17 protein-coding genes are annotated in these 19,208 nt (G+C 70.7%); all 17 read left to right on the forward strand.

Annotated elements, in window-relative coordinates; translation table 11 throughout:
- Window positions 1-9: 9 nt before the first annotated feature.
- Entirely contained in the window at window positions 10-720 is a 711-nt protein-coding gene (locus SM573_RS14465) for a demethylmenaquinone methyltransferase (RefSeq protein ID WP_474616275.1), read from the forward strand.
- Between the two features lie 64 nt (window positions 721-784).
- Window positions 785-1,009, forward strand: a complete 225-nt coding sequence (locus SM573_RS14470; protein ID WP_120327976.1) for a hypothetical protein — start codon at window positions 785-787, stop codon at window positions 1,007-1,009.
- Window positions 1,010-1,148: 139 nt separating this feature from the next.
- Complete coding sequence (locus SM573_RS14475; protein ID WP_474612690.1) at window positions 1,149-2,426, forward strand: geranylgeranyl reductase family protein; 1,278 nt, start codon at window positions 1,149-1,151, stop codon at window positions 2,424-2,426.
- Window positions 2,427-2,560: 134 nt separating this feature from the next.
- Window positions 2,561-2,926 (forward strand): NADH-quinone oxidoreductase subunit A, encoded by a 366-nt coding sequence (locus SM573_RS14480; protein WP_474612691.1) that lies wholly within the window; start codon window positions 2,561-2,563, stop codon window positions 2,924-2,926.
- A gap of 14 nt (window positions 2,927-2,940) precedes the next feature.
- Window positions 2,941-3,621, forward strand: a complete 681-nt coding sequence (locus tag SM573_RS14485) for a NuoB/complex I 20 kDa subunit family protein (RefSeq protein WP_474612692.1) — start codon at window positions 2,941-2,943, stop codon at window positions 3,619-3,621.
- The gene (locus tag SM573_RS14490; protein WP_474612693.1) at window positions 3,618-4,355 is read left to right on the forward strand and encodes an NADH-quinone oxidoreductase subunit C; all 738 of its coding nucleotides are present in this window, start codon (window positions 3,618-3,620) and stop codon (window positions 4,353-4,355) included. The genes SM573_RS14485 and SM573_RS14490 overlap by 4 nt, the downstream gene beginning before the upstream one ends.
- Before the next feature lie 55 nt (window positions 4,356-4,410).
- A complete protein-coding gene (locus tag SM573_RS14495) occupies window positions 4,411-5,739 on the forward strand; it encodes an NADH-quinone oxidoreductase subunit D (RefSeq protein ID WP_474612694.1) in 1,329 nt (442 codons plus the stop codon).
- Window positions 5,740-5,848: 109 nt separating this feature from the next.
- Window positions 5,849-7,015: an NADH-quinone oxidoreductase subunit NuoE gene (gene nuoE / locus SM573_RS14500; RefSeq protein WP_474616276.1), complete on the forward strand. Its 1,167-nt coding sequence runs from the start codon at window positions 5,849-5,851 to the stop codon at window positions 7,013-7,015.
- Window positions 7,012-8,328, forward strand: coding sequence for an NADH-quinone oxidoreductase subunit NuoF (gene nuoF / locus SM573_RS14505; RefSeq protein ID WP_474616277.1), 1,317 nt, complete (start codon window positions 7,012-7,014; stop codon window positions 8,326-8,328). Before nuoE ends, nuoF begins: the two co-directional genes overlap by 4 nt.
- A gap of 55 nt (window positions 8,329-8,383) precedes the next feature.
- Entirely contained in the window at window positions 8,384-10,828 is a 2,445-nt protein-coding gene (locus tag SM573_RS14510; protein WP_474612697.1) for an NADH-quinone oxidoreductase subunit G, read from the forward strand.
- Window positions 10,825-12,177: an NADH-quinone oxidoreductase subunit NuoH gene (gene nuoH, locus SM573_RS14515; RefSeq protein ID WP_474612698.1), complete on the forward strand. Its 1,353-nt coding sequence runs from the start codon at window positions 10,825-10,827 to the stop codon at window positions 12,175-12,177. Before SM573_RS14510 ends, nuoH begins: the two co-directional genes overlap by 4 nt.
- Before the next feature lies 1 nt (window position 12,178).
- A complete protein-coding gene (nuoI, locus tag SM573_RS14520) occupies window positions 12,179-12,820 on the forward strand; it encodes an NADH-quinone oxidoreductase subunit NuoI (RefSeq protein ID WP_474612699.1) in 642 nt (213 codons plus the stop codon).
- The gene (locus tag SM573_RS14525; protein WP_474612700.1) at window positions 12,817-13,587 is read left to right on the forward strand and encodes an NADH-quinone oxidoreductase subunit J; all 771 of its coding nucleotides are present in this window, start codon (window positions 12,817-12,819) and stop codon (window positions 13,585-13,587) included. Before nuoI ends, SM573_RS14525 begins: the two co-directional genes overlap by 4 nt.
- A gap of 167 nt (window positions 13,588-13,754) precedes the next feature.
- On the forward strand, window positions 13,755-14,072 hold the full coding sequence (gene nuoK, locus SM573_RS14530; protein WP_474612701.1) for an NADH-quinone oxidoreductase subunit NuoK: 318 nt from the start codon (window positions 13,755-13,757) through the stop codon (window positions 14,070-14,072).
- Between the two features lie 11 nt (window positions 14,073-14,083).
- Window positions 14,084-16,042: an NADH-quinone oxidoreductase subunit L gene (nuoL, locus tag SM573_RS14535; protein WP_474612702.1), complete on the forward strand. Its 1,959-nt coding sequence runs from the start codon at window positions 14,084-14,086 to the stop codon at window positions 16,040-16,042.
- Between the two features lie 64 nt (window positions 16,043-16,106).
- The gene (locus SM573_RS14540; RefSeq protein WP_474612703.1) at window positions 16,107-17,639 is read left to right on the forward strand and encodes an NADH-quinone oxidoreductase subunit M; all 1,533 of its coding nucleotides are present in this window, start codon (window positions 16,107-16,109) and stop codon (window positions 17,637-17,639) included.
- The gene (nuoN, locus tag SM573_RS14545) at window positions 17,636-19,189 is read left to right on the forward strand and encodes an NADH-quinone oxidoreductase subunit NuoN (protein WP_474612704.1); all 1,554 of its coding nucleotides are present in this window, start codon (window positions 17,636-17,638) and stop codon (window positions 19,187-19,189) included. The genes SM573_RS14540 and nuoN overlap by 4 nt, the downstream gene beginning before the upstream one ends.
- Window positions 19,190-19,208: the final 19 nt, after the last annotated feature.

Genomic DNA, 19,208 nt, shown 5'->3' on the forward strand with positions numbered 1-19,208 from the left:
AGTGGAGGGGTGAGTCGCACCCCGCAGGGCCAGCGCGCCAGCCTGGACAAGCAGCCGCACGAGGTCGCCGCGATGTTCGACGGTGTGGCCGCGCGCTACGACCTGACGAACACCGTCCTCTCCTTCGGCCAGGACCGGTCCTGGCGACGGGCCACCCGGGCCGCGCTCGGGCTGCGCCCCGGCGAGCGGGTGCTCGACGTGGGCGCCGGCACCGGGGTGTCGACCGAGGAGCTGGCCCAGTCCGGGGCGTACGCGGTCGGGGCGGACCTCTCGCTCGGCATGCTCCACGCGGGCCGGCGCAGCCGCCCCAGCGTGCCGCTGCTGGCCGGTGACGCGTTGCGGCTGCCCTTCGCGGACGCCAGCTTCGACGCGGTGACGATCTCCTTCGCGCTGCGCAACGTCACCGACACCGACGCCGCGCTGCGCGAGCTGGCCCGGGTCACCCGGCCCGGGGGCCGCCTCGTGGTGTGCGAGTTCAGCACCCCGGTCAACCCGGCGTTCCGCACGGTCTACCTGTCGTACCTGATGCGCTCGCTGCCGGCCGTGGCCCGCGCGGTCTCCAGCAACCCGGAGGCGTACGTCTACCTCGCCGAGTCCATCCGCGCGTGGCCCGACCAGCCGGCGCTCGCGGCCCGGATCGGCGCGGCCGGTTGGGGGAGGGTCGCGTGGCGCAACCTCACCGGCGGCATCGTCGCGCTGCACCGGGCGACCCGCGCCTAGCGCACCCGATGTCTTTTTCGTGAATATCGTCTTTTAGTCCACTTTGCGCCGTAAGCTCGCCCCCATGACGGGACCAGAGCCGGCGGACCGGGTGGACGCCACCGACGACGACGCGGCCGAACTCATCGCGCAGCTGCGGGAGTTGGCCGGTGCCGATCCGGCCGACGTCCGTCAGGTGGTGGCCGAGGTCCTCGCCGCGCTCGACCGGGCGGCCGGCGGCGCGTTGCGCGAGCATCTACCCGAGACGATCCGCGTCGACGCGGGCCTCGACGCGCCCAGTCGGGCCTGACACCCACCGCTCTCGATCCCCTCCCAGCTGTCACATCGGCAACTTAGGTACCCCTGGTCAAGCGGGGATGAGACGTCGGTCATAGACTCCCAGCGGTTGGCTTGTGAAGCATTTCACGAGCAGGCGGGAGGAGGCGCGGATGACCGCGGTGGAGCACGACGCCGACGTGATCGTCGTAGGCGCCGGTCCCGGTGGCTCGGCCACGGCGTACCACCTGGCCCGGCACGGGGTCCGGGTGCTGCTGCTGGAGAAGACCGAGTTCCCGCGGGAGAAGGTCTGCGGTGACGGCTTGACCCCGCGCGCCGTGCGCCAGCTCATCCGGATGGGGGTGGACACCTCGCCGGAGGCGGGCTGGCTGCACAACCGTGGCCTGCGGGTCATCGGCGGCGGCGTCCGGCTGGAGCTGGACTGGCCCGACCTGGCCAGCTTCCCCAACTACGGTCTGGTCCGCACCCGCATGGACTTCGACCACCTGCTCGTCCAGCGGGCCGTCGCCGTGGGTGCCACGCTGCGCACCGGCACGAACGTCACCGGCCCGGTGCTCGATCCGGACGGCCGGGTGATCGGCGTCCAGGCCGAGGTGGGCCCGGAGAAGCAGCCGGCGACCTTCCACGCGCCGCTGGTGGTCGCGGCCGACGGCGTCTCCGGCCGGTTCCCGCTCGCGCTCGGGCTGGCCAAGCGGGAGGACCGGCCGATCGGCGTGGCGGTGCGCCGCTACTACCGCTCGCCCGCGAAGCACGACGACAACTACCTGGAGTCGTGGCTCGAACTGCGCAGCAAGGAGAGCGGCGACAACCTGTTGCCGGGATACGGCTGGATCTTCGGCCTCGGCGACGGGCGGGTCAACGTGGGGCTCGGCGTGCTCAACTCCTCCTCCGCGTTCGGCAAGACCAACTACCGCCGGCTGCTCACCGACTGGCTGGACAACACGCCCGCGGACTGGGGCATGACCGACGAGGCGAACGCGGACGGCCCGATCCTCGGTGCCGCGCTGCCGATGGGCTTCAACCGGGTGCCGCACTACACGCGCGGTGTGCTGCTGGTCGGCGACTCGGGCGGCATGGTGAACCCGTTCAACGGCGAGGGCATCGCGTACGCGATGGAGTCCGGCGAGCTGGCCGCCGAGGTCGTCGTGCAGGCGCTGGCCCGGCCGGCGGGCGCCGAGCGGGAGCGGGCCCTGCAGGCCTACCCGGCCGAGCTGAAGGCGCGCTTCGGCGGCTACTACCGGCTCGGCGGCATCTTCGTGAAGCTCATCGGGCGCCCCGAGATCATGCGGATCGCGACGCGGCACGGTATGCCGCACCCGACGCTGATGCGCTTCGTACTCAAGCTGCTGGCGAACCTGACCGACCCGCGTGGCGGGGACGCGATGGACCGGGTCATCAATGCGATGACCAAGGTGGCGCCAGCGGTGTGACACGGCGGCCGTGACCTGCGAGGGAAGCGGACCGGAACGACAGACCCCGCCCCCGACGCCGAACGCTTCGGGGGACGTGAATAGTGTGATTCTCGTCAACCACGAGGGCAGGGAAGGACGAGCAGGAGAAGAAGATGTCGCTCTCGCCTTACGCACCCATCGTCGGGCTGTTCGCCCTCGCCGCGGCGTTCGCGCTGTTCTCCGTGGCCGCCGCCCGCTTCGCCGGTCCCCGGCGTTACAACAAGGCCAAACTCGAGGCGTACGAGTGCGGCATCGAGCCCAGCCCGCAGCCGGTCGGCGGCGGTCGGTTCCCGATCAAGTTCTACCTGACGGCGATGCTCTTCATCGTCTTCGACATCGAGATCATCTTCCTCTACCCCTGGGCGGTCTCGTTCGACGCCCTGCCGATCTTCGGCTTCGTGGAGATGGTCCTGTTCATCGTCGCGGTCTTCGTCGCGTACGCCTACGTGTGGCGGCGCGGCGGCCTGGACTGGGACTGAGGAAGGAACGTCAGATGGGCATCGAGGAGAAGCTCCCCGCCGGCATCCTGCTGACCTCGGTGGAGAAGCTCGTCAACTGGTCCCGGAAGTCGTCCGTCTGGGGCGCCACGTTCGGTCTGGCCTGCTGCGCCATCGAGATGATGGCGGCCGGCGGCCCGCACTACGACATGGGGCGCTGGGGCATGGAGGTGTTCCGCGCCTCGCCCCGCCAGGCGGACCTGATGATCGTGGCTGGTCGGGTCAGCCAGAAGATGGCCCCGGTGCTGCGGCAGATCTACGACCAGATGGCGGAGCCCCGCTGGGTGCTCTCCATGGGTGTCTGCGCCAGCAGCGGCGGCATGTTCAACAACTACGCCATCGTGCAGGGCGTCGACCACGTGGTGCCGGTCGACATGTACCTGCCGGGCTGCCCGCCCCGGCCCGAGATGCTCATCGACGCGGTCCTCAAGCTGCGCGAGAAGATCATGCACGAGCCGCTCGGCCCGAACGGGCGCAAGATGCTCGAGGCGCGCAAGGAGCGCGGCGACGTCCCGGTCGTCCCCTACGGCTCGATGCCGTCGTCGTACCGCAGTGACAAGGCTCGCCGTGCGGAGTGGACCAAGGCCGTCCGCGAGGGCCGCGAGGAGCAGCTGCGGATCGAGAACTGGATGAAGGCCCAGAACCATCTTCAGCAGTACGGGGGCATGAAGAAGTGACCTCACCTCAGGACAAGCCGAACGACGGTGGCGTGCCCGTACCGGTGACCCCGGCCGGGGCCAGCAGCGGCGCGCCGGCCGAGCACCCACCGTCGAGCCCGGCCGGTCGCGGCATGTTCGGCAACCAGGGCTCCGGTGACGTCTCCGGCTACGGTGGCCTCGTCCGCCAGCGCCGGCCCGTCGAGGCGGCCTCGCGGCCGTTCGGGAGCTACTTCGACGAGGTCTACGACGCCCTGGAGGAGGCGTACCCGGGCTTCGCCGACGCCATCGAGAAGGTCGTGGTCGACCGGGGCGAGCTGACCCTGCACATCCGGCCCGAGCGAATCGCCGAGGTCTGCCAGGTGATGCGCGACGACCTGGCCCTCCGGTTCGAGCTGTGCTCCTCGGTGTCCGGCGTGGACTACCTGGGCGCCGACGAGCGGCGGCTGCACGTCGTCTACCAGCTCACCTCGATGACCTACCGCCGGCGGGTCCGGCTGGAGGCCGCGGTCCCCGCCGAGGACCCGCACCTGCCCAGCGTCACCGCGGTCTACCCGACCGCGGACTGGCAGGAGCGGGAGGCGTACGACATGTTCGGCATCGTCTTCGACGGCCACCCCAACCTGACCCGGATCCTCATGCCGGACGACTGGGAGGGGCACCCCCAGCGCAAGGACTACCCGCTCGGCGGCGTGCCGGTCGAGTACAAGGGCGCCGAGATCCCGCCGCCGGACCGGCGGAGGTCGTACCAGTGACGGGCGCCGGCATCCCCAGCACCGCGAACGGCCCGGACCAGCGGAGGTCGTACCAGTGACCACTTCGAACTACGCGACCGAGCGGGAGACCACCGAGGGCAAGGTCTTCACCGTCACCGGTGGAGACTGGGACACGGTCGTCTCCGGCACCGACCCGATCAACGACGAGCGGATCGTCGTCAACATGGGTCCGCAGCACCCGTCCACGCACGGCGTGCTGCGCCTGATCCTGGAGCTGGAGGGCGAGACGGTCCGCGAGGCCCGCTCGGTCGTCGGCTACCTGCACACCGGGATCGAGAAGAACCTGGAGTTCCGCACCTGGGTCCAGGGCAGCACCTTCGTGACCCGGATGGACTACCTCTCGCCGCTGTTCAACGAGACGGCGTACGCGCTCGCGGTCGAGAAGCTGCTCGGCATCACCGACGAGGTCACCGAGCGTGCCACCACGATCCGGGTGCTCATGATGGAGCTCAACCGGATCAGCTCCCACCTCGTGTGGCTCGCCACCACGGGCATGGAGCTCGGCGCCATCAACATGATGCTGTACGGCTTCCGCGAGCGGGAGTACATCCTCGAGATCTTCGAGCTCATCACCGGCCTGCGGATGAACCACGCGTACGTCCGCCCCGGCGGTGTGGCCCAGGACGTGCCGGACGACGCCATCGTCAAGATCCGCGAGTTCCTCAAGCTCATGCCGAAGCGGCTCAAGGAGTACGAGAACCTCCTCTCCGGCCAGCCGATCTGGATCGAGCGCACGCAGAACGTCGCGGTGCTCGACGTGACCGGCTGCCTGGCGCTCGGCGTGACCGGCCCGGTGCTGCGCTCCGCCGGTCTCGCCTGGGACCTGCGCAAGACCATGCCGTACTGCGGTTACGAGACGTACGAGTTCGACGTCCCGACGCACACCGACGGCGACGTGTGGGGCCGCTACCTGGTCCGCCTCGCCGAGATCCGCGAGTCGCTGAAGCTCGTCGAGCAGGCGGTGGACCGGCTCGCGAAGCCGGGCCCCGTGATGGTCGCCGACCGGAAGATCGCCTGGCCGGCCCAGCTGGCCATCGGCGTCGACGGGATGGGTAACTCGCTGGAGCACGTCGCCAAGATCATGGGTCAGTCGATGGAGTCGCTGATCCACCACTTCAAGCTGGTCACGGAGGGCTTCCGAGTGCCGCCGGGCCAGGTGTACGTCGGCATCGAGTCGCCCCGCGGCGAGCTGGGCGTGCACGCGGTCTCCGACGGCGGCACCCGGCCGTACCGGGTGCACTACCGGGAGCCGAGCTTCGTGAACCTCCAGGCCCTCCCGGCGATGGCCGAGGGCGGCCTGATCGCCGACGTGATCGCCGGTGGCGCCTCGCTGGACCCGGTGATGGGAGGTTGTGACCGGTGAGCGCGAGGAGTGAGCTTGCGAGCCCCAGGTGCCTGCGCGAGGAGCGAGCGGAGCGAGCACCGCAGTCGCGGGCGCAGGACCGTGCAGTCGCGAACGGAAGGCGCCTCTGATGACTGTCTTCACTGACGAGACCCGGGCGCGGGCGCGGGAGATCATCGCCCGCTACCCGGCCGACCGCTCCCGCTCGGCCCTGCTGCCGCTGCTGCACCTGGTGCAGGCCGAGGAGGGTTACGTCTCCCCGGCCGGGGTGGAGTTCTGCGCCGAGGTGCTGGGGCTGAACAAGGCCCAGGTGGGCGCCGTGGCCACCTTCTACACCATGTACAAGCGCAAGCCGACGGGTGACTACCTGGTCAGCGTGTGCACCAACACGATGTGCAACGTGCTGGGCGGCCAGGAGGTCTACGACACCCTCGCCGAGCACCTCGGCGTCGGGCACGACGAGACCACCGCGGACGGCACGATCACCCTCGAGCACGCCGAGTGCCTGGCGGCCTGCGACTACGGCCCGGTCATGACGGTCAACTACGACTTCTTCGACAACGTCGACCCGCAGACCGCGGTGGGCGTGGTCGACGAGCTGCGCGCCGGCGGCCGGCCGATGCCGACCCGCGGCGCCCGGCTCTGCACCCTCAAGGAGATGGCCGTCCAGCTCGCCGGCTTCGCCGACGAGCGCGACGGGGCGGTCGCCGACGGGGGGCCGGGCGAGCCGAGCCTGCGTGGCCTGCGCCTGGCGCAGCAGCACGGCATCTCGGTGCCGGGCTTCGACCCGAAGACCCCGATCCGCAGCAAGGCCGAGGCCGACCGGGCCGCCGCCGAGGCGAAGGCGAAGGCCGACGCGGCGGAGAAGGCGAAGGCCGAGGCCGCGGCGAAGCAGGCGCCGAGCGCCCCGGTGAAGGGTGGCGACGGCGCGTCGGCCCCGACGGGCGTCGAGGCGGCCACGCCGGAGCAGGCCACGGGCAGCACCGCGCCGGACGTGAAGGCACCGGACGACAAGTCGCCGCAGGTGCGCACCGCCGAGACCCGGCAGCCCGACGCCGCCACGGCCGTGCCGGACGCTCCCGGCACCAAGGCACCGGCGGACACCGTGCCGCCGGCGCCCCGCGACGCGCAGGAGGCGGAGGCCGCCGGCGTGGCGGCCAACCCGCCGGCCGGTGACGGCAAGCCCGCCGGCGACGAGGCCGGTGCGCAGGAGCGCAACCTCAAGGATGCGGAGGCCGAGACGGACGCCGGTGGCGCCGGCCCGGCGGTCGCGAGCGAAACGGGGGTCCAGAAGTGACCACTCCTCGGCCGGAGACGCTGGCCAAGCTCACGCCGGTGCTGACCAAGCGCTGGCTGTCGCCGGACGCCTGGCGGATCGGCACCTACGAGAAGCTCGACGGCTACGCGGCGCTGCGCAAGGCGCTCAAGGCCCACCCGGACGACCTGATCCAGCTCGTGAAGGACTCGGGCCTGCGGGGCCGCGGTGGCGCGGGCTTCCCCACCGGCCTGAAGTGGGGCTTCATCCCGCAGGGCGACGGCAAGCCGCACTACCTCGTGGTCAACGCCGACGAGGGCGAGCCGGGCACCTGCAAGGACCTGCCGCTCATGACGCACGACCCGCACTCGCTGGTCGAGGGCGTGATCATCGCCTCGTACGCCATCCGGGCCAACCGCGCGTACATCTACATCCGGGGCGAGGCGGTGCACGCCGCGCGGCGGCTGCGCAACGCGGTGCAGGAGGCGTACGCCAAGGGCTACCTCGGCCGCAACATCCTCGGCTCCGGGTTCGACCTGGAGCTGGTGGTGCACTCGGGCGCCGGGGCGTACATCTGCGGCGAGGAGACCGCGCTGCTCGACTCGCTGGAGGGCTTCCGGGGCCAGCCCCGCCTGCGCCCGCCGTTCCCGGCGACCCACGGCCTGTACGCGAGCCCGACGGTGGTCAACAACGTCGGCACCATCGCGAGCGTGCCGTACATCGTGCTGGGCGGCGCCGAGTGGTGGAAGACCATGGGCACGGAGAAGTCCTCCGGGCCGATGATCTACTCGCTCTCCGGCCGGGTCGCCAACCCCGGCCAGTACGAGTGCTCGATGGGGGTCACCCTCCGGGAGTTGCTGGAGCTGGCCGGCGGGATGCAGCCGGGGCACAACCTCAAGTTCTGGACTCCGGGTGGCTCGTCGACCCCGCTGCTCACCGCCGAGCACCTGGACGTGCCGCTCGACTTCGAGTCGGTGGCGGCGGCCGGCTCGATTCTCGGCACCACGGCCACCCAGATCTTCTCCGACCAGGACTGCCCGGTCTACGCGACCTACCGGTGGCTGGAGTTCTACCACCACGAGTCGTGCGGGAAGTGCACCCCCTGCCGGGAGGGCAACTACTGGATGGTCCGGGTCTACCGGCGCATCCTCTCCGGCCAGGGCACCCACGAGGACCTGGACACCCTGCTCGACACCTGCGACAACATCCTGGGCCGGTCGTTCTGCGGTCTGGGTGACGGCGCGACCAGCTCGGTGACCTCGTCGCTGAAGTACTTCAAGCAGGACTACCTCGACTACATCGAGGGTCATACCGCACCCAGGTTGTCGGACCGGCAGCTGGTGGGGGCGCACTGATGAGCGCGAGGAACGAGCTCGCGAGTCCCGCAGTCGCGAGTGGAAGGCGACTCTGATGACCGACGTAGCCAAGAAGACCGACACGGTCACCCTCACCATCGACGGCATCGAGGTCACCGCCCCGAAGGGGGCGCTGCTGATCCGGGTCGCCGAGCAGATGGGGATCGAGATCCCCCGGTTCTGCGACCACCCGCTGCTGGCGCCCGCCGGCGCGTGCCGGCAGTGCCTGGTCGAGGTGGAGGGGCAGCGCAAGCCCGTCGCCTCCTGCACCCAGACCGTCGCCGACGGCATGGTGGTCCGCACCCAGCTCACCTCCCCGGTCGCCAAGAAGGCGCAGGAGGGGGTCATGGAGCTGCTGCTGCTCAACCACCCGCTCGACTGCCCGATGTGCGACAAGGGCGGCGAGTGCCCGCTGCAGAACCAGGCCATGTCCACCGGGCGCACCGACTCCCGGTTCCACGAGCACAAGCGGGAGTACCCCAAGCCGCTGCCGATCAGCAGCCAGGTGCTGCTGGACCGCGAGCGGTGCGTGCTCTGCCAGCGGTGCACCCGGTTCTCCGAGGAGATCGCCGGCGACAAGTTCATCGACCTGATGAACCGCTCCTCCGCCGAGGAGATCAACATCTACCGGGACGACGCGTACGGCGCGGAGCCCGGGGAGGAGAGCGGCGACGTGCCGTTCAACTCCTACTTCTCCGGCAACACCGTGCAGATCTGCCCGGTGGGCGCCCTGACCGGCGCCCAGTACCGGTTCCGGGCCCGCCCGTTCGACCTCGTCTCCAGCCCCAGCGTCTGCGAGCACTGCTCGGCCGGCTGCGCCCAGCGCACCGACTGGCGGCGGGGCAAGGTGCTGCGCCGGCTCGCCGGTGAGGACCCGGCGGTGAACGAGGAGTGGAACTGCGACAAGGGCCGGTGGGGCTTCCAGTACGCCCGCGCCTTCGACCGCCTCACCACGCCGCTGGTGCGCGACGAACGCACCGGTGAGCTGCGGGAGGCGTCGTGGAGCGAGGCGCTCACCGTCGCCGCCGAGGGGCTGCGGGCCGCCCGCGACAACGGGCAGGGCGCCGCGGTGCTCACCGGCGGCCGCCTCACGGTCGAGGACGCCTACGCGTACGCGAAGTTCGCCCGGGTCGCCCTCAACACCAACGACATCGACTTCCGGGCCCGGCCGGTCTCCCGCGAGGAGGCGGACTTCCTCGCCAGCACCGTCGCCGGCCGCACCGACGTCACCTACGCCGACGTGGAGAAGGCGCCGGCGGTGGTGCTGGTCGGGATCGAGCCGGAGGAGGAGTGCCCGATCCTCTTCCTGCGGCTGCGCAAGGCCCACCTCAAGCGCACTCTCACGGTCTACGCGATCGCCCCGTTCGCGACCCGTGGGCTGGAGAAGCTCGGTGCCAAGCTGGCCCGGGTGGTGCCGGGTGAGGAGGCCGCCGTCCTCGCCGAGCACGCCACCGTCGCCGAGGCGCTGAGCACCGAGGGTGCCATCCTCATCGTCGGCGAGCGGCTCGCCGAGGTGCCCGGTGGCCTCTCCGCCGCGGCGGACATCGCCCGGCGTACGGGCGCGAAGCTGGCCTGGGTGCCGCGGCGCGCGGGTGACCGCGGCGCCGTCGACGCCGGCTGCCTGCCGAACCTGCTCCCCGGTGGCCGCCTGGTCACGGAGCCGGCCGCCCGGGCGGAGCTGGGCGAGGCGTGGGACATCGCGGCCGGTGTGATCCCGAGCCAGGCCGGCCGGGACACCGACGGCATCCTCACGGCCGCCGTCAACGGCCAGCTCGGCGCGCTCGTCGTGGCCGGCGTCGACCCGGCCGACCTGGCCGACCCGCGCCTCGCGGAGCAGGCCCTGGAGAACGTGCCGTTCCTGGTGAGCCTGGAGCTGCGCAACAGCGCCGTGGCCCGCCGGGCGGACGTGGTCTTCCCGGTCGCACCGGCCGAGGAGAAGGCGGGCAGCTTCGTCGACTGGGAGGGCCGGCTGCGCACCTTCGAGGCGGTGCTGCGTACGGGTGCCATGACCGACGCGCGGGTGCTGGACGCCCTCGCCGCCCACCTCGACGTGGAGCTGGGCACCGGCGACGTACCCAGCATCCGGCGCGAGCTGGGCGCCCTGCCGCCGACCCGGACCACGCGTCCCGCGGCCCCGTCGGTCGAGCCGGTCGCGGTGCCGCAGCCGGCCGCCGGCGAGGCGGTGCTCGCCACCTGGCACCAGCTGATCGACCTGGGCAGCCTCCTCGACGGTGACGAGCACCTGGGCGGCACGGCCCGCCCGCCGCTGGTCCGGCTGGGCAAGGGCACCGCGGAGGCGCTGGGCGTCGCCGACGGTGACCCGGTGACGGTCGGCACCGACCGCGGGGCGGTGACGCTGCCCGCGGCCATCACCGAGATGCCGGACGGGGTCGTCTGGCTCCCGACCAACTCGCCCGGTTCGACCGTCCGGCGCAGCCTCGGCGCGACCTCCGGCGCGGTGGTGCGGGTCTCGGCCGCGAACGAAGGGGGCGTCCAGTGAATCCGGTCTACCTGGCCCAGGACCCGACGCTTGCCGACTTCGGGCACGACCCGTGGTGGCTGGTGGGCCTGAAGGTGCTCGTCGCCTTCGTCTTCGCGGTGCTGGCCACCCTGCTCGGCGTCTGGTTCGAGCGCCGGGTCGTGGGCCGCATGGCGGTCCGGCCCGGCCCCAACCAGGTCGGCCCGCTCGGCCTGCTGCAGACCCTCGCCGACGGCCTCAAGATGGCCTTCAAGGAGGACATCCTGCCGCGGGCGGCGGACAAGGTCGTCTACTTCTTCGCCCCGACGATCTCGGTGATCTGCGCGGTCACCGCGCTGTCGGTCGTGCCGTTCGGCCCGATGGTGAGCATCTTCGGCCACTGGACGCCGCTGCAGGTCACCGACGTGTCGGTGGCGGTCCTGGTGCTGCTGGCCTGCTCGTCGATGGGCATCTACGGCATCGTGCTCGGCGGCTGGGCGTCCGGCTCGACCTATCCGCTCCTCGGCGGCCTGCGCTCCAGCGCCCAGATGATCTCGTACGAGGTCGCCATGGGCCTGAGCATCGTGGCGGTGTTCATGACCGCCGGCACGATGAGCACGAGCGGGATCGTCGCCGCGCAGGGTGACGCCACCGAGCTGAACCTGTTCGGCACGCCGGTGCCGGCGCCCGGCTGGTACGCGATCCTGCTGCTACCGAGCTTCGTGATCTTCTTCATCGCCACGGTCGGCGAGACCAACCGGGCGCCGTTCGACCTGCCCGAGGCGGAGTCCGAGCTGGTGGCCGGCTTCATGACCGAGTACAGCTCGCTGAAGTTCGCGCTCTTCATGCTCTCCGAGTACGTGTCGATGGTGACCATGTCGGCGGTCACCACGACGCTCTTCCTCGGCGGTTGGCGGGCGCCGTGGCCGATCACCCTCTGGGAGGGCGCCAACTCCGGTTGGTGGCCGATGCTCTGGTTCTTCGGCAAGGTGATCGCGCTGGTCTTCGTCTTCGTCTGGCTGCGCGGCACGCTGCCCCGGCTGCGGTACGACCAGTTCATGCGGTTCGGCTGGAAGGTGCTGCTCCCGATCAACCTGGTCTGGATCCTGGTGCTGAGCGGGCTCCGCTCGATCGAGCACTTCGACACCCGGTCCAAGCTGATCGCGGTCGGCATCCCGGCCGGCGTGCTGCTGCTCGCCACGCTCTTCTGGCCGAGCCGCAAGCCGCAGCCGAAGCAGAGCGTCCAGGAGCAGGTCAACAACCGTCCGCACGGCAGCTTCCCGCTGCCGCCGATGGACCTTCAGGTTCCACCGAGCCCGCGCACCAGGCGCGTGGTCGCCGAGCGGGAGCCGGCCAACATCGCCGCCGGCCCGGAGTCCAGGGAGGTGTGACGTGGGCGCGATCACCGGAACGTTCAAGGGCTTCGGGGTCACCTTCTCGCACATGTTCAAGAAGGTGGTCACCACCGACTACCCGTTCAAGCCGCCGGTGTCGGCGCCGCGCTACCACGGGCGGCACATCCTCAACCGGCACCCGGACGGGCTGGAGAAGTGCATCGGGTGCGAGCTCTGCGCCTGGGCCTGCCCGGCCGACGCGATCTATGTGGAGGGTGGCGACAACACCGAGGAGCAGCGCTTCTCCCCGGGTGAGCGGTACGCCAGCATCTACCAGATCAACTACGCCCGGTGCATCTTCTGCGGGCTCTGCATCGAGGCCTGCCCGACGCGTTCGCTGACCATGAGCAACGAGTACGAGCTGGCCCGGGACAACCGGCAGGACCTGATCTTCACGAAGGAGCAGCTGCTCGCGCCGCTGCTGCCGGGCATGGAGCAGCCGCCGCACCCCATGCGGCTGGGTGACAGCGAGAAGGACTACTACGTCGGTTCGCTGACCAACCCGGGCACGTCGGCCGGCGCCGAGCGCGCGACCAACAGCCCGGGTCGGTACCAGGTGGAGGAGCACCCCGGTGTGACCTTCCCCGGCGCCGAGCAGCACGCCCAGCGGGCCGCCGCCGGCAAGGGAGACACGGCATGACCACGCAGACGGTGCTCGCCGAGGCGGCCTCGGTCGGCGGCGGCGAGGCGGTGACCTTCTGGATCCTCGCCCCGCTCGCGCTGATCGGCGCGATCGGCATGGTGTGGGCGCGCAACGCGGTGCACTCGGCGCTCTGGCTGGTGCTGACCATGCTCTGCCTGGGCGTGTTCTACGTCCTCCAGTCCGGGCCGTTCATCGGCATGGTGCAGATCATCGTCTACACCGGCGCCATCATGATGCTGTTCCTGTTCGTGCTCATGCTGGTCGGGCGGGACGCGTCCGACTCGCTGATCGAGACGCTGCGCGGGCAGCGGACCGCCGCGATCGTCCTCGGCCTCGGCTTCGCCGGCCTGGTCGGCGGCGGTGTCTACCGGGCGCTGGCGGGCAGCACGGCGGCCGGCCTGACCCAGGCCAACGCCGAGGGGAACGTGCAGGGCATCGCCCGGCTCCTCTTCACCAAGTACGTGTTCGCCTTCGAGCTGACCTCGGCGCTGCTGATCACCGCGGCGGTCGGCGCGATGGTGCTGGCCCACGTCGAGCGGCGCAAGCAGGACAAGCTCGACCAGCCCACGACCATGCGGGCCCGCTTCCGGCCCGGCAACTACCCCGGCCCGAAGCCCGGCCCCGGTGTCTTCGCCACCTCCTCGTCGGTGGCCACCCCGGCCCGCCTGCCGGACGGCCGGCTGACCGAGCGGAGCACCCCGGAGATCCTGCCGGTGCGCGAGCTGACCGCCGAGGAAACCGCCCTGAAGGGAACGGACCGGTGAGCGCGAGGAGTGAGCTTGCGAGCCCCGCAGTCGCGAACGAAAGGTGGGCCCGGTGAGCGCGAGGAGTGAGCTTGCGAGCCCCGCAGTCGCGAACGAGAGGTGGGCCCGGTGAGCGCGAGGAGTGAGCTTGCGAGCCCCGCAGTCGCGAACGAGAGGTGGGACCGGTAATGGAGAACTTCTTCTCGGTCGAGCCGAACTACTACCTGGTCCTCGCCGCGGTGCTGTTCACCATCGGCGCCGCCGGGGTGCTGATCCGGCGCAACGCGATCGTGCTGTTCATGTGCGTGGAGCTGATGCTCAACGCCGCCAACCTGACGCTGGTCACCTTCAGCCGGATCAACGGTGACCTCAACGGTCAGATCATGGCGTTCTTCGTGATGGTGGTGGCCGCGGCCGAGGTCGTGGTCGGGCTCGCGATCATCATGGCGATCTTCCGGACCCGGCGCTCCGCGAGCGTCGACGACGCCAACCTGCTCAAGTACTAGAGGGGCCTGCGGTGGGAGAGATTCTGACGAACGCCCCGGCGGAGCCGACGGGAGCCGTCACCTACGCGGCGGCCGACGGTCTGCTCGGCAGCGTGTGGCTGCTGGTGGCGGTTCCGCTGGTCAGCGCGGCGATCCTGCTGCTGCTCGGCCGGCGTGCCGACCGCTGGGGGCACTGGCTCGGGGTGGCCGCGATCGGCGTGTCCTTCGTGCTCGGCCTCGCCTCGTTCTTCCAGCTGCGCGGGCTGGAGAACAAGTCGGTCGAGCTGAGCCTGTGGGACTTCATCGCGGTGGGCGGCCTCCGGGTGGACTTCGGCCTGCTCTTCGACCCGCTCTCCGCGGTCTTCGTCCTGCTGATCACCGGGGTGGGTTTCCTGATCCACCTCTACGCGGTCGAGTACATGGCGCACGACGCGGGCCGGCGGCGGTTCTTCGGGTACTTCAACCTGTTCGTCGCCGCGATGCTCCTGCTGGTGCTCGGCAACAACTACGTGATGCTCTACGTCGGCTGGGAGGGCGTCGGTCTGGCGTCGTACCTGCTGATCTCCTTCTGGTACGAGCGGCCGAGCGCCGCCACGGCCGGCAAGAAGGCGTTCCTGATGAACCGGGTCGGCGACGCCGGCCTCGCCATCGCGATCTTCATCATGTTCGCCGCTCTCGGCACCACCCAGTACGACGAGGTCTTCTCCGGTGTCGGCGGCCTCACCCACACCATGGTGCTCGTGCTCGGCCTGCTGCTGCTGCTCGGCGCCGCCGGCAAGTCGGGTCAGTTCCCGTTGCAGGCGTGGCTGCCCGACGCCATGGAGGGCCCCACCCCGGTGTCGGCGCTCATCCACGCGGCCACCATGGTCACCGCGGGCGTCTACCTGATCGCCCGGTCGAACCCGATCTTCTCGGCCGACTCGACGCTCCAGCTCGTGGTCGTCAGCGTCGGCGCGCTGACCCTGCTGATGGGCTGCGTCATCGGTGCGGCGAAGGACGACATCAAGCGGGTGCTGGCCTGGTCGACGGTGAGTCAGATCGGCTACATGTTCCTCGGTGTGGGCCTCGGCGGCGGCGCGTACGCGCTGGCCATCGTGCACCTGCTGGCGCACGGCTTCTTCAAGGCCAACATGTTCCTGGGCGCCGGCTCCGTGATGCACGGCATGAAGGACCAGGTGGACATCCGCCGCTTCGGCGGGCTGTCGAAGTACATGAAGATCACCTGGATCACGTTCATGATGGGCTGGCTCGCCATCATCGGCATGTTCCCGTTCTCCGGCTTCTTCTCCAAGGAGCCGATCATCGTCGAGGCGTTCGCGCGGGAGGACTGGACGGCCTGGCTCTTCGGTGGCGCCGCGCTGCTCGGTGCCGGGCTGACCGCCTTCTACATGACCCGGCTGTTCGTGCTCACCTTCCACGGGCCGAAGCGGTGGACCGAGGAGATCGAGCACCCGCACGAGTCGCCGGCCCTGATGACCGTCCCGCTGGTGCTGCTGGCGATCGGCTCGGTCGGCGCGGGCTTCCTCCTCTCGACCTCCGTCCCGGACTGGCTGACCGCCACCGCGGGCCTCGGCGGCGAGCACGGGGAGCACGAGGGGGTCCTCTCCCACGCCGTGATCACCACGCTCTCGCTGGCGGTCACCGTGCTCGGTGCCGGGCTGGCCTGGTTCCTGTTCCGCGGCGGCACGGCGACCGCGCCGCAGCCCGCCGGGGTGCTCGTCACCGCCGCCAGGAAGAACCTCTACACCGACGCCTTCAACGAGGCGGTCTTCGAGAAGCCGGGCATCTTCCTCACCCGGGCGCTGGTCTTCCTCGACAACCGGGGCGTGGACGGGCTGGTCAACGGCCTGGCCGCCGCGGTGGGCGGGGGCTCGGGTCGGCTCCGGCGGCTGCAGACCGGCTTCGTCCGGTCGTACGCGACCTCGATCCTGACCGGCGCGCTGCTGGTGGTGGCGGCGTTCCTGGCCGTACAGGCGGGGTGGCTGGCGTGATCGACCTCTTCCCGGCCGCCCCCGCCGGCGGACCACGCAGTGACGACGGAGGTAAGGCCGCATAATGTCCAACTTCCCGTTCCTCTCGGTGCTGACCGTGGCGCCGCTGGTGGGCGCCCTGGTGGTGGCCCTGCTGCCGCGTCGCCGGCCGGAGCTGGCCAAGCAGGTGGCATTCGGCTGGTCGCTGCTCGTGCTGGTGCTCTCGGTGCTTATGTGGATCACCTTCCAGGTGGGTGGTGACCGCTTCCAGTTCCGCGAGTCGTACCCCTGGATCCCGAACTGGGGCGTGCACTTCACGTTCGCGGCCGACGGCATCGCGCTGGTCATGCTGATGCTGATCGCGGTGCTGGTGCCGCTGGTGATCCTGGCGTCGTGGCACGACGCCGAGTCGTCGAGGCGCTCGGTGCCGGTCTACTTCGCCCTGCTGCTCGTCCTCGAGTGCACGATGATCGGCGTCTTCGCGGCCGCCGACGTCTTCCTCTTCTACGTGTTCTTCGAGGTCATGCTGGTGCCGATGTACTTCCTCATCGGCAGCTACGGGGGCCACCAGCGGCAGTACGCGGCCGTCAAGTTCTTCCTCTACTCGCTCGTCGGCGGCCTCTTCATGCTCGCCGCGGTGATCGGCCTCTGGGTCGTCGGCGGGAAGACGTTCGACTGGCAGGCGCTGTCGCAGGTGGACATCTCCACCGGCACCGAGCGCTGGCTCTTCCTCGGCTTCTTCCTCGCCTTCGCGATCAAGGCGCCGTTCTTCCCGTTCCACACCTGGCTGCCGGACGCCGGTGGCGCCGCCCCGGCCGGGGCGGCGGCTCTGCTGGTCGGCGTGCTCGACAAGGTCGGCACGTTCGGCATCCTGCGCTACTGCCTGCCGCTCTTCCCGGACGCGGCCAAGTGGTTCGCCCCGTGGGCGCTGGCGCTCGGCCTCATCGGCATCATCTACGCCGCCCTCCTGGCGGTCGGCCAGAACGACCTGAAGCGTCTCGTGTCGTACACCTCGATCGCGCACTTCGGGTTCATCGGCGTGGGCATTTTCGCGTTCACCACCCAGGCCGGCACCGGAGCGGTGCTCTACATGGTCAACCACGGTCTCGCGACCGGCCTGCTCTTCCTGGTGGTGGGCATGCTGATCGCGCGCCGCGGCTCGGCCCTCATCAGCGACTTCGGTGGGGCCGGCAAGCTCGTCCCGGTGCTGGCCGGCGTGCTGTTCTTCGCCGGTCTGGCCTCGCTCGCGCTGCCGGGCACCGCGCCCTTCGTCTCCGAGTTCCTGGTGCTGATCGGCGCGTTCACGGTGAACAAGCCGGTCGCGGTGATCGCCACCCTCGGCATCATCCTGGCCGCCGCGTACGTGCTGTGGATGGTGCAGCGCACCACCCAGGGCACGCTCAACCCGGCGCTCACCGAGGTCGAGGGCATGCGTCGTGACCTCAACCTGCGCGAGAAGGTCGTGGTCGCGCCACTGATCGCGCTGATCGTGCTGCTCGGCTTCTACCCGAAGCCGGTCACCGACGTGATCAACCCCGCCGTCCAGGCGACCATGGACGACATCGGCAGGACCGACCCCGCCCCGTCGGTGGGCACCGTCCAGGAGGCTTCAAAGTGACCGAACTGAAGCTGCCGTCGATCGACTACGCGGCGCTCGCCCCAATCCTGATCATGTTGGGTGCCGCCCTGGTCGGCGTCCTGGTCGAGGCGTTCGTGCCGCGGCGCCGACGGCATCTCGTGCAGTTGTCGGTGGCGCTGCTCGCGGTGCTCGCCGCGCTGACCATGGTGGTGCTCAACGCCGACGACCGGCTGCTGACGGCCGGTTCGGCGATCGCGGTGGACGGGCCGACGCTCTTCCTCCAGGGCGGGATCCTGGTGCTCGCCGCGATGGCGCTGCTGCTGATCGGCGAGCGCGCGGTGGAGCGGGGCGGCGCGTTCGTGGCCCAGGCCGCGATCACCGCCGAGTCCGCCGAGGACCGGCGGCAGGCCGAGGGGTCGGGCGGGGCCACCGAGGTGTACCCGCTCACCACGTTCGCGATCGGCGGCATGCTGATCTTCGTGGCGGCGAACGACCTGCTCACGATGTTCATCGCGCTGGAGGTCTTCTCGCTGCCGCTCTACCTGCTCTGCGCGCTGGCCCGGCGCCGGCGTCTGCTGAGCCAGGAGGCGGCGCTGAAGTACTTCATGCTCGGGGCGTACGCCTCGGCGTTCTTCCTCTTCGGCGTGGCGCTCATCTACGGCTTCACCTCGGGCATCCCGGGCCGGACGGCCGGCGTCGACTTCGCCACCATCAACGCGGCGGTGAGCGAGTCGCCGGCCAACCGGGTACTGCTCTTCGCCGGGATGGCGCTGCTCGCCATCGGCCTGCTCTTCAAGGCGGCCGCGGCGCCGTTCCACGTGTGGACGCCGGACGTCTACCAGGGCGCCCCGACCCCGGTCACCGGGTTCATGGCCGCCTGCACGAAGGTCGCCGCGTTCGGCGCCCTGCTCCGGGTCTTCCACGTGGCCTTCGCCGGTGCCAGCTGGGACTTCACCCCGGTGCTCGGTGTGGTGGCGGTGCTGACCATGCTGGTCGGTGCCGTGCTCGCCGTGACCCAGACCGACATCAAGCGGCTGCTGGCGTACTCCTCGATCGCCAACGCCGGCTACCTGCTGGTCGGGGTGCTCGCGCCGTCGAAGGACGGGCTCTCCGGCACCATGTTCTACCTGGTCGCCTACGGCTTCTCGGTGCTCGCGGCCTTCGCCGTGGTGACCCTGGTGCGCGACGGCGACGGGGAGGCCACCCACCTGTCCCGCTGGGCGGGGCTGGGCCGGCGCTCGCCCTTCTACGCCAGTGTCTTCACGTTCATCCTGCTCGCCTTCGCCGGCATCCCGCTCACCAGCGGCTTCACGAGCAAGTTCGCGGTCTTCGGACCGGCGCTGGCCGAGGGGCGGGCGTGGCTCGTCGTCGCCGGCGTGCTCACCAGCATGGTGCTGGCCTTCCCGTACCTGCGGGTCGTCGTGATGATGTGGCTGTCGGAGCCGGGCGAGTCGACGCCGACCGTCGCGGTGCCGGGCATGCTCACCTCGGCCGCGCTGATGATCGGGGTGGTGGCGACCCTGGTCCTCGGTGTCGCCCCGGCCCCCCTGCTGGATCTGGCCACCGGAGCCGCCGAATTCGTCAGATGACGGCTCCGAGGTCCACGGA

The organism is Micromonospora xinjiangensis (genome assembly GCF_056150165.1).